Source organism: Nocardia sp. NPDC058519, from assembly GCF_042719755.1.
Taxonomy (GTDB): Bacteria; Actinomycetota; Actinomycetes; order Mycobacteriales; family Mycobacteriaceae; genus Nocardia.
The window spans coordinates 13,168-24,413 of sequence record NZ_JBHXNK010000010.1; the positions used below are offsets into that span (position 1 = coordinate 13,168).

9 protein-coding genes are annotated in these 11,246 nt (G+C 69.1%); 3 read left to right on the forward strand and 6 right to left on the reverse strand.

Annotated features, from left to right (window positions below):
* Positions 1-45 precede the first annotated feature (45 nt).
* From ACFWPK_RS13895 to ACFWPK_RS13905, 3 genes are all read right to left on the reverse strand, one after another.
* Positions 46-306 carry an exodeoxyribonuclease VII small subunit gene (locus ACFWPK_RS13895; RefSeq protein ID WP_378915328.1) on the reverse strand — a complete coding sequence of 87 codons (261 nt, stop codon included), beginning with the start codon at positions 304-306 and terminating at the stop codon, positions 46-48.
* Positions 303-1,589, reverse strand: coding sequence for an exodeoxyribonuclease VII large subunit (gene xseA, locus ACFWPK_RS13900; RefSeq protein ID WP_378915330.1), 1,287 nt, complete (start codon positions 1,587-1,589; stop codon positions 303-305). The genes ACFWPK_RS13895 and xseA overlap by 4 nt, the downstream gene beginning before the upstream one ends.
* 82 nt (positions 1,590-1,671) lie before the next feature.
* Entirely contained in the window at positions 1,672-2,265 is a 594-nt protein-coding gene (locus ACFWPK_RS13905) for a lipid droplet-associated protein (protein WP_378915332.1), read from the reverse strand.
* Positions 2,266-2,379: 114 nt separating this feature from the next.
* On the opposite strand from ACFWPK_RS13905, the gene ACFWPK_RS13910 reads away from it, so the two are divergent.
* Positions 2,380-3,390 carry a 4-hydroxy-3-methylbut-2-enyl diphosphate reductase gene (locus ACFWPK_RS13910; protein ID WP_378915334.1) on the forward strand — a complete coding sequence of 337 codons (1,011 nt, stop codon included), beginning with the start codon at positions 2,380-2,382 and terminating at the stop codon, positions 3,388-3,390.
* Positions 3,391-3,549: 159 nt separating this feature from the next.
* Here the strand turns inward: ACFWPK_RS13910 and ACFWPK_RS13915 are convergent, their stop codons facing one another.
* Together ACFWPK_RS13915 and ACFWPK_RS13920 are read right to left on the reverse strand one after the other, a co-directional pair.
* Complete coding sequence (locus ACFWPK_RS13915; RefSeq protein WP_378915336.1) at positions 3,550-4,395, reverse strand: DUF6542 domain-containing protein; 846 nt, start codon at positions 4,393-4,395, stop codon at positions 3,550-3,552.
* A gap of 51 nt (positions 4,396-4,446) precedes the next feature.
* Positions 4,447-5,595 carry a DNA recombination protein RmuC gene (locus ACFWPK_RS13920; protein ID WP_378915338.1) on the reverse strand — a complete coding sequence of 383 codons (1,149 nt, stop codon included), beginning with the start codon at positions 5,593-5,595 and terminating at the stop codon, positions 4,447-4,449.
* 169 nt (positions 5,596-5,764) lie between these two features.
* On the opposite strand from ACFWPK_RS13920, the gene ACFWPK_RS13925 reads away from it, so the two are divergent.
* Both ACFWPK_RS13925 and ACFWPK_RS13930 read left to right on the forward strand, forming a co-directional pair.
* Positions 5,765-6,952 carry an exonuclease SbcCD subunit D gene (locus tag ACFWPK_RS13925; protein WP_378915340.1) on the forward strand — a complete coding sequence of 396 codons (1,188 nt, stop codon included), beginning with the start codon at positions 5,765-5,767 and terminating at the stop codon, positions 6,950-6,952.
* A 46-nt stretch (positions 6,953-6,998) separates the two neighbouring features.
* Positions 6,999-10,391, forward strand: a complete 3,393-nt coding sequence (locus ACFWPK_RS13930; RefSeq protein ID WP_378915342.1) for an AAA family ATPase — start codon at positions 6,999-7,001, stop codon at positions 10,389-10,391.
* A gap of 163 nt (positions 10,392-10,554) precedes the next feature.
* On the opposite strand, the gene ACFWPK_RS13935 is transcribed toward ACFWPK_RS13930, so the two are convergent.
* Positions 10,555-11,208, reverse strand: a complete 654-nt coding sequence (locus ACFWPK_RS13935; RefSeq protein ID WP_378915344.1) for a YitT family protein — start codon at positions 11,206-11,208, stop codon at positions 10,555-10,557.
* Positions 11,209-11,246: the final 38 nt, after the last annotated feature.

Here is an 11,246-nt window from a genome sequence, read left to right on the forward strand (position 1 = left end):
CCCGTGCGGGCATTGCGCGCGGTGTCCCGACCGCGAGGACCCGGCTCAGTCGGTGGTGTCGAGGTCCGCGCGGGAGAGTGCGTCCTCCACGCGACGGCGGGCACCGGCGAGATGCTGTTCGCAGCGCGTAGCCAGGGCCTCGCCGCGTTCCCACAGCACCAGCGAGTCGTCCAGGTCGAGGCCGCCCTGTTCGAGCATCTTCACCACGTTGATGAGTTCGTCGCGGGCGCGCTCGTAGCCGAAGGCCGCGATCTCGGCCAGGGTGTCGGCAGCGGTGTTCTCGGAACCGGCGTCGGCCACGGTCACTTCCTCTTCTCGTCGGTGGTCTCTGGCGTCAGTCGCTTGGTGCCCAGTGCCGCGGCGGTGACGGCTCCGTCGGCGACCCTGATGCGGAGCTGACTGCCCGCGGGGGAGTCATCGATCGAACGCACGACATGCCGGTCGGGACCGGCGACGCGCTGCACGACAGCGTAGCCACGGGCCAGCGTGGCGGCCGGACCCACCGCGGTCAGCTTCTCGCGCAGGTGCAGGGTGGTCGTGGACTCGGCGCGCAGCAGCTGTTCGACATTGCGGCGCGCGGCGGTGCGCAGTCGTTCCAGCTCGTCATGGCGGTGGGTCAGTTCGCGCAGCGGATCGGCGAGGACGGGTCGAGATCGCAACTGCGTGATGGTGTGCGCCTCGCGCTGGACCCAGCCGCGCAACGCGGCCGCCGAGCGTGCGCGCATCTCACGGACTCCGGCCAGTTCGGCGGCGGCGTCGGGGACGATGCGTTTGGCGGCGTCGGTGGGGGTGGCCGCGCGCAGGTCGGCGACCAGGTCGAGCAGGGGGTTGTCTGGTTCGTGGCCGATGGCGCTGACGATCGGGGTACGGGCGGCGGCGACCGCCCGGCACAGTGCTTCGTCGGAGAACGCGAGCAGATCTTCGACGCTGCCACCGCCGCGCGCCAGCACGATCACCTCGACGTCGGGGTCGCGATCCAGTTCGGCCAGGGCTTCGAGCATCTGCGGGACGGCCGTCGGGCCCTGTACCGCGGTATTGCGGATGACGAAACGTACTGCGGGCCAACGATTCTGGGCCACGGACAAGACATCACGTTCGGCCGCGCTCGCCCGCCCGGTGATCAGCCCGACCGTCGCGGGCAGGAACGGCAACGGCCGCTTGAGCCGGGCATCGAACAGCCCCTCGGCTGTCAACAGGGCTTTCAATCGTTCGATCCGCGCCAGCAGCTCACCGATGCCGACCGCGCGAATCTCGGTGACCCGCAACGAGACGGTGCCGCGGCCGGTGAAGAAGTGCAGCTTGCCGTAGACGACCACCCGGCTGCCCTCGGTCAACGGCACCGGCAGCCTGCGCAACAGATCGGGATCACAGGTCAGCGACAGCGACATGTCCACCGAGGCATCGCGCAACACCAGGAACGCGGTGCGGGTGCCGGGGCGCAGATTGATCTGGGTGACCTGCCCCTCCACCCAGATGCTGCCGAGCCGTTCGATCCACTGGGCGACCTTCACCGCGACCGAACGCACCGGATACGGCTGCTCCGCCGAATTCGCCGGAGCGCCGGTCTGCACGACGCCGTCCTGAGTCATAGCTCAGTTCTACGCGGACCCACCGACACAACCAAAAGGCGGCCGCGTCCCTCGGGATCGCGGCCGCCTCGACTGATGTCTGTTACTGCGCCTGGACGGTGGCGATGCGGTTGGTGAGCATCGTGACGAAAGGAGCGCGGGCGCGGGTCTGCTGTTCGAAGGCCAGCAGCTGGGCCAGCTCCTCGACGGTCAGCATCCGCAGCCGGGCGCGCAGCTGGGCCAGCGTCATCGCGGGGTAGTCGTAGCGGATCGCGACCTCGGGGGCGACGACCTCCGCCGCGGCGGGCTCCTCGGCGGGCTCGATGACCTCTTGCTCGGTCTCGAGCAGCAGCAGCGACGCGGGCACGACCTTGCCGTTGGTCTGCGTGGCGTCGGCCTCTTCGAACAGATCGAAGCGGCTGGTGTGGCCGTTGGTGGCAGGCGCGGGCTCGATGTCCTCGTCGAAGGTGGCCCACTCGGGCTGCTCGGCCGGAGCCGAGCCGAGCCGCTCGAACACACCGTCACCCTTGAGCGCGAGGCTGGTGACGAACTGCTGCACATGCATCGTGGTCTGCAGCACACGACTGAGCGCGGTGATCGGGAAATTGACCGCGGCGACGGGTAGTCGCCGGGTCTCTTCTAAGGCATACACGGCGGCGCCGGCGGCCACCCTGGCCAGGAACGGAGGTCGAAACATGCCCCCAGCCTGCCGCAAACCGGGTGTGATGCAAAGGTCCAGGCCCCTGTTATGTGACTTTCGCCCCTTGATCCGACCTGATCCGGCCCTTCGCACGCACGTAAGCTGTGGAACATGACCTCGGCAATCCCCTTGAACGTCGGTATCACGCGCTCCGCGGGCGCGAACGCTGCCGGTGGCAAGCGCGTGCTGCTGGCCGAGCCGCGCGGCTACTGCGCAGGCGTCGACCGCGCCGTCGAGACCGTGGAGAAGGCGCTCGAAAAACACGGTGCCCCGATCTACGTGCGTAAGGAGATCGTGCACAACCGCCACGTCGTGGAAACGCTACGTGAGCAGGGCGTGATCTTCGTCGACGAGACCGACGAGGTGCCGGAGGGCGCACTGGTCGTGTTCTCCGCGCACGGTGTCGCGCCGATCGTGCACGAGACCGCGGCCGAACGGAACCTGCGCACCATCGACGCCACCTGCCCGCTGGTCACCAAGGTGCACCAGGAAGCCAAGCGTTTCGCCCGCGACGACTTCGACATCCTGCTGATCGGCCACGAAGGCCACGAGGAAGTCGAAGGCACCGCCGGTGAGGCACCCGAGCACGTGCAACTGGTCGACGGGCCCGACTCGGTGGACAAGGTGACCGTGCGCGACCCGTCGAAGGTGATCTGGCTGTCGCAGACCACGCTCTCGGTCGACGAGACCATGGAGACCGTCGAGCGGCTGCGCGAACGTTTCCCGACGCTGCAGGACCCGCCGAGCGACGACATCTGCTACGCCACCTCCAACCGCCAGACCGCGGTCAAGGCGATGGCGCCCGAATGCGATCTGGTGATCGTGGTCGGCTCGCGCAACTCGTCGAACTCGGTGCGACTGGTCGAGGTGGCGCTCGGCGCGGGTGCGAACGCGGCCTATCTGGTCGACTACGCGCGCGAGGTCGATCTGGCCTGGCTCGAGGGTGTGCAGACCATCGGCATCACCTCCGGTGCTTCGGTGCCGGAGATCCTGGTGACCGGGGTACTGGACCTGCTGGCCGAGCACGGCTTCGGCGAGGTACAGCCGGTGACCACAGCCAACGAAACACTGGTGTTCTCCCTACCACGCGAACTACGGCCCTCCCGCCTCTCCGCGACTTAAGGCCAGATCTGGGGTGCGGGGAGGGGTGCGTTGGCGGCCAGACAGTGGTGGTGGCTCAGCTAGCCCGTACCCGGTGAGTTACCCATGTTCGTGTGAGATCAGTGGGCGCACAAAAAAGAAGATCCCCGCCCACTGGGCGAGGATCTTCTTTTTGTTTCCTTACCCGTTGTCGGGGCGGCGGCGTTCTGTTCGGGTGGAGTCGGCGCGATCGCGGTAGCGCACGTTCGGCTGTGGGTGTGGGGGTGCTTCGCCTCGGCGGCGTGGGACGCGGGCAGGCTCGGGGTCGCGTGGCGCGGCGGCAGCGCGTGTGGCGCGGGGTTCATTGCCGCGTGTGGCGCGGGGTCTGGCGGCGGCGGGAGCGCGTTTCGGTTCGGTGGGCCTGGCGGGGCGGCGGGCCGGGCTCGCCATATCGACCTCGGTGTCGGGGTCTGGGTCGTCCAGGACGGCGGTGGCGCGCCGGGGGCGTTTGCGCGCGGCGGTGGCGAGGTCGGGGGTCGGCTCGGGGCGGCGGCGCTTGACCGGCGTCCGTTCGGACCGGCGGTCCGGCGTGGGGCGAGCGGTCTGGGGCGCGCGCTTGGCGATCGCGATCCTGGCTCCACCGATGGCCAGTACCAGCACGGTCGCCAGTGCCATCGTCGGGAAGCGCTCCACCAGCGGGATGATCAGGTTCATCAGAACGTCTTTGATCGAGGTGGTGGCACGCCCACCCAGCATCTGGCAGGCCAGCGGCACCGCGACGAACAGCAGCAGCGGCGGCATCACCATGGTGGAGAACAGCCCGCGGAAGCGCACCGCGCAGACGGCGAGCACACAGCCGAGCACATACAGCGCCGAGAACGTGCCGGTCGGATAGGTCTCGCCGCCGAGTCCGTCGATCAGGAACCCGAGACCCGTCGCGCCCGCGGCGAGCAGAATCGCGGCCCAGGCGGGGATGCCGGGTACCGAGGGCACGATCGAACGTTGCGGCGCGGGCACCCGGGGTCGCGCACGTTGGGAAGCAGCCACACCAAGACACTAACTGCACATCGGCCCCGTAGGCGCTACGGCACGGGGATCTCAGACACGATCCTCGGCGTCGGCGAACGCGACGACGCGTGGTCGGGTGTCGGTGAGCCTGATTGCCGGGAGCTCCTGATCGCCGACGCCGAGATCGTGCATCCGGCGCGCGGTGACCATTACCCGCGACTCCACCGAGCCTACTGTCGCGTTGAAAGCCGCTACGGCCTTACCGAGATTCACGCCCAGATTGTCCAGATGCTCGGCGACCTTGCCCACCCGGGTGTAGAGCTCCTTACCCAATTGCTGCACCGTTGCCATATCGCGCGAGAGCGCTTCCTGTCGCCAGCTGAACGCCACCGTGCGCAGCAGCGCGATCAAGGTAGTGGGGGTTGCCAGAATCACGTTCCGGCCGAACGCGTACTCCAGGAGATCGGCATCGGTGGTGAGCGCGGCGTCGAGGAACGGGTCGCCCGGTACGAACAGCACGACGAACTCCGGTGCCGGATCGAAGGCCGCCCAGTACGCCTTGTCGGCCAGCTGGTCGACGTGGGCGCGCAGGTGCTTGGCGTGGCGGGCCAGGAATTGGGTGCGTGCGCCGGGATCGTCGGTGGTCGCCGCGTCCAGATACGCCGAGAACGGCACCTTCGCGTCGACGACGATGTGCCTGCCACCGGCCAGCCGCACCACCATGTCGGGCCGGACCGATCCTCGATCGTCGCCGCCGGGCCGACTCACCTGGGTATCGAAATCGCAGTGCCGGGTCATCCCGGCCAGTTCGACGACCCGTTCCAGCTGGATCTCACCCCACCGACCGCGCACCTGCGGCGCACGCAGCGCGGCCACCAGCTGGCCGGTCTGGTCGGAGAGCCGATGTGAGGTGCGTTGCATGCCCGCAACCTGTTCGCGCAGTCCCGAATACGCGTCGATCCGATGGTGCTCCACCTGCCGGATCTGCTGTTCCAGCGCGCCGACCGCGTCGCGCAGCGGATCCACCATCGCGCCGATCGCGGCCGAATGCCTGCGCGCCGCATCCTCATTGGCCGAGTGCAGCGACTGCTGCAGCAACCGTTGATTGTCCCCGGCCGCGGCGAGCCTGGCCTCCGCGGTGGCGGCGCGTTGCCCACCACGGGCGGAATGCCCCAACCAGCCCAGACCGAAGCCTGCGGCGAAGACGAAGACGAGCGCGACGAGCATCGAAGCGGTCATGGCAGGCGATACTGCCCGAGGCCACCGACAAGTTCGCAATTCTCCGGCAAACCGGGCGTGGTCGCGGCGGACCTGGCATCGTGCGCCGTGCTGCGCGCCACGCCGGTGAATTACACGCGTGTGGTGCGTCGATTGAATTCTGTCGGGGGTGTGCCCTACGGTTCGCGACATGCGGATCCTGCACACCTCCGACTGGCACATCGGGCGCACCTTTCACGGTGTCGACCTGCTAGCCGATCAGGCGCGGGTGCTGACGGCCGTCGCGGAGCTGGTCGCGGCCGAGTCGGTCGACGTGGTGGTGGTGCCGGGCGATATCTACGACCGCTCGATCCCCAATGCCGATGCCATCGGGGTCTGCAATCGTGGCTTCGAGGCGATCCGGGCGGCGGGCGCGACGATCATCGCCACCTCGGGCAACCACGATTCGCCCGCCCGGCTCGGCGCGGGCGCCAGCTTCGCGGCGGCCGGTGGTTTGCACCTGTGCACGAGAGTCGCCGACGCGCACCGGCCGATCGTGCTGTCCGATGGCGACGGTCCGGTGGCGTTCTACGGCATCCCGTATCTGGAACCGGAGATCACCCGCACCGAACTCGATGTGCCGCAGGCGCATTCGCACGCGGAGATCCTCGATGCCGCGATGGCGCGGATTCGTGCCGATATCGCCACCAGGCCCGGCTCCCGCACGGTGGTGCTCGCGCACGCGTTCGTGACCGGCGGGGAGGCGACGGGTTCGGAACGGTCCATCTCGGTGGGCGGTGTGGAGACGGTGTCGATGTCGGCCTTCGACGGCATCGACTATGTGGCGCTGGGGCACTTGCATTCGCCGCAGACGCTGTCGGAGTCGGTGCGCTACAGCGGATCTCCGCTGCCGTATTCGTTCGGCGAGAGTTCCCATCGCAAGGCGGTGTGGATCGTCGACCTCGATGCCGAGGGGCTCGCCGCGGTGCATCGCCACGATCTGCCGCTGGTCCGCGGGCTGAGCAGGATCACCGGCACCATCGAATCCCTGCTCACCGACACCGGATTCGCCGCGGCCGAAGAGCATTACGTGTCGGCCACGCTCACCGACACCACCCGTCCGATGGACCCGATGCGTAAGCTGCGCGAGCGGTTCCCGCACGCGGTACACGTGGAATGGGCACGCCCGGAGGGTAATCCGGAGCTGCACTACCGCGAGCGGGTGCACGGTCGTCGCGACGCGGAGGTCGCGGCGAGCTTCCTGACCGACGTGCGTGGCACACCGAGCAAGGGGGAGATGGCATGGGTGGAGCGTGCGCTGGCGGCCGCGGTGAGCGAAAACGACTCGGTCCGTGCCGAATCCGGCCACGAGCCGGTCGCGTCGGAGCTGACTGCGTGAGCCCACGCGCCGCGTTCGCGGTGGCGACTCTCGCCGGTGGCCTCGCGTGAGGCTGCATCGGCTCGAACTCACCGCTTTCGGCCCGTTCGCCGAGACCACTGTCGTCGATTTCGACGCGCTCGGCGCCGACGGGCTGTTTCTGCTGCACGGGCACACGGGTGCGGGCAAGACGACCATCCTCGACGCGATCGCCTTCGCCCTCTACGGCAAGGTGCCCGGTGCGCGCGGCGAGAGCAAGCGGTTGCACTCCGACCACGCCGATCCGCAGACACCACCGAGCGTCGTGCTGGAGGCCACCCTCGGTGGCCGCCTCCTTCGCCTGACCCGGTCGCCCGAATTCGAGCGCCCGAAGAAGAACGGCAGCGGAACCAGGCTCCTGCAACCCCAAGCCACCCTCACCTGGCTCGACGGCAGCGGCGAGAACCTCTCGCGCATCACCGATATCGGCGACGAGGTCCTGCGCCTGCTCGGCATGAGCGCCGACCAGTTCTTCCAGGTGGTGCTGCTCCCGCAGGGCGACTTCGCCAAGTTCCTGCGCGCTGAGAACGAAGACCGCGAGAAACTGCTCGAAAAGCTCTTCGACACCCAACGTTTCGGCACGGCCGAGCACTGGTTGTCCGATCGCCGCCGCGCCGCCGCGGCCGAGCTGGAATCCCGCAAACAGGGCATCGACCGCCTGATCACCAAGGTCGGCATGGCAGGGGGCTACGGCGGCGCGGAATCGGTCGGCGTACTCGACGCGGTGACGTGGTCCCAGGAGCTGCTGGCGACCGCGCGGACCGCGCTCGCCGAGGCAACCACGAATGCCGAACTGCGCCACAAAGAATCGGCCGAAGCCCGCACCGAAGCCGAAGAGCAACGCCGCGTCACCGAGCTCCACACCCGCATGGCCGCAGCCCGCGCCGAACTGGCCACCTACACCGCGTCCGCTCCTCGCCGCGCCGAACTCGAACACGAACTGGTCCAGGCCCGTCGCGCCGAACCCGTCGTCCAAGCCATCGACGAAGCTCGCTCCGCGGTTCGCGCCCTCCGCCGTTCGGAGACCGCGACCCGCAGTGCCACCGGTGAGCTGGCTGATCAGCTGCGGGCACCGGCGGCCGCCGACATCACGGGCGTTGACCTGCTGACCGTGGTGACGGATGACCCGATCGGCCCAGCGGATGGACGTGACGCCGCGGCACCGGGCGCCGGTGTGCTCGATGTCGGTGGCGACCTCGATGCCGCGATCAGTCAGTGGAACGCGTTGCTCGGCGTGCTCGGTGAGGTTCGCGCGGATGTGGTGACCGCGCGTCAGCTCACCGCCGATCTCGCTGCGCACGAGGGGGAAGCTGGTCGTCTCACGCAGCGTTCTGGCGAGCTCGCGCGGCGGCGTCTCGAACTACCGGCTGCGATCGGTTCCGCGCAGGAACAGTTGCGTGAGGCCACCGACGCGGCTGCGGCGTTGCCCGGAATTCGCAACGAGCTGAGCAAGTGGCAGGACTCGGCAGCGGCGGCTGTCGAAATTGCGCGTCGCCGACCAGCTTTGGACAAAACGCGGACCGAACACGATTCCGCTTGGCGCGTTCACCTCGAAGCCAAGGAGCGGGTCCTCGATGTGCGTGCCCGCCGCCTCGCGGGCATGGCCGCCGAGCTCGCGGGCGCGCTCACCGACGGTGCGCCGTGCACGGTCTGTGGTTCCGCCGAACACCCTGAACCGGCGCGGCCCACCGATGACGCGGTGTCCAAGGAAGCCGAGGACACCGCGCAGGCGGCCGAACAGGCAGCAGAGGCCGCGCGGGATCGCATCGCCGAACGCATCAGCGTCATCGAACGCGAGATCGAGGCGCTGACCGCGCGCGGTGGCGACGCCGACCCCGTCACCCTCGCCGATGCCGTCCGCACCGCCACCCACCGCTTCGACGACACCGCGGAAGCCGCCGAACGTACGCCCGCCCTGACCAGCCGGCTCGAAGCCCTGCGCACCGAGGAAACCGCCCTCCACGACCAGTCCCGTGACCTCGACGCCCGCCTCGGCACCATCACCGCCAACATCACCACCACCCGCACCCGCCTCGACGAACTCACCACCCGCCTGCGCACCGCCGCGGGCGCCGACAACACCGTCGACGCCCGCACCGCCCGCCTCGAATCCCTCATCGGCGCGGCCACCACCCTCCGCACCGCCCGCACCGAGGAATCCACCGCCCGCGATGCCGTCCGCACCATCGCCACTCGCGTGGAAAACCTGGCCCGCACGGCCGGTCTCGTGCCGGAGGGATACGAGGAGCAGGTGCGGTCGGAGGTACCCGCTGCACCGGCCGATGCCACCAGTGGAACTGCGGCCCAGGATGTTTCGGCTGAGACCGATGCCGAGACGGGCGACGATCCCGAGCTCGGCACCGATGAGGAGACGGGCGACGATGCCGTGCTCGGTACCGACGAGGAGACGAATGCGGCCCCCGCGCAAGTTTTCCGCGGCGAGCCTGAAATGCCCAGCCTGTTCGATCTGTTCGACGAAGATCCCGTCGACGAGGAACCAGCCGAGGAGGTCCCGGCCGTCGAACCATCGGCGCCTCGCGACGACATCGCCCTCCTGACCGCCTACGCCCAGGTCGTCACCGCCGTCGCCCGGACCGCGCGGCAACAGTCCGTGATCGAGTCCGAACTCACCGCCGCGGACCGGGCCCGTGCGCATGCCGAGGCGGTGCTCGCCGAACCGCAGATCCGTGCTGTCGCCGAGCAGATCCCGGGCGACCTGAAAGCGCTCGAGCAGCGCTTCACCGAAGCTCAGAGCGCGCTCACCATGGCGGTGGCAGCCCAGTCGGCGGCCACCGAGCGAGTCGCCCAGCTCGAACAGCTGGGCACGCAGCTGTGGGGAGAGGTCGAGCGGATCGCGCCCGAGCAGCGTGATTTCGACGAGCTGGCGTCCCTGGCGGAAGTGGTCGCGGGCCGTGGTGAGAACAACAGGCGAATGTCGTTGCGCTCCTATGTCCTCGCGGCTCGGCTCGAAGAGGTCGCGGTCGCGGGGTCGCTGCGGCTGCGCCGAATGTCGGGCGGCCGTTACGAATTCGTCCACTCGGACAAGGCGGGCCCACGGGGCAGGCGCGGCGGCCTCGGCCTCGACGTCCGCGACGACTACACCGGCGTCGTCCGCTCCGCGAAAACCCTGTCCGGTGGCGAAACCTTCATGGCCTCACTGGCATTGGCGCTCGGCCTCGCCGACGTGGTCGCCGCCGAATCCGGCGGCCTGGTCCTGGACACGCTGTTCATCGACGAGGGCTTCGGCAGCCTCGACGCCGATACCCTCGACGCCGTCATGGGGGTCCTAGACGAACTCCGCGCGAACGGCCGCGTGGTCGGCGTCGTCAGTCACGTCGACGAAATGCGCCAGCGCATCCCCACGCGCCTGCACGTCCTGCGCGGCCGCACCGGCTCCCACCTCGAAGCCACGGTCGCCTAACCGCCGGGTACTTTTGCCGCGAGCCCGACGAAGCCACCGTCACACCCACCTGCTCTGCCGCCGTCAGAGGAAGCACCTCGCCGGCGGGACGGCGGAGGACTCGGCGTGCAGCGGCAGGGCTGGAGGTGCGTGGCCGATCGAAGTCGCGCGCATCGCGACAGCGTCAGCACGGCGCGGCTGGTGATTGCGTCCGGTCGTCCGGCACCGCCGCTTCCTGGCGGACGACCGGCGCGAAACCGGGGAGTCGACCGTCGACGAGCGGGATCATCAGCTGGACCAGCGGCCCGATCCCGAAGGCGTAGACCAGCGTGCCGATCCCCACACTGCCGCCGAGGAACCAGCCGGTGGCCAGCACCGAGACCTCGATGCCGGTCCGAACAGACCAGACCGGCCAGCCGGTCCGCGCTACCAGTCCAGTCATCAGTCCATCGCGTGGCCCCGGACCCATGCCCGCACCGATATAGAGCACCGTCGCCGCGGCGTTCACCACCACCGCGGCGACCATGGCCAGTATCCGCAGCCACACTCCGTCCACGGCCGGGATCAACCACAACCCGGCGTCGACCGCGATCGCGATCACCACCACATTGCTGATGGTCCCGAGCCCCGGCCGCTGCCGCAACGGAATCCAGGCGAGCAGCACGGCGATTCCGGTCAGGGCGGTCACCACGCCGAAACTCAACGGCACATGCGAGGCGACGCCCTGATGGAACACATCCCACGGGTCGAGCCCGAGCCCCGCCCGGATCATCACTGCCATCGATGTGCCGTACAACCACAAACCGACATACAGCGCGAGCAGGCGACGAGTGAGCATAGGTACCAGAATCCGGCCTACTGGACCTGGAAAGAAGA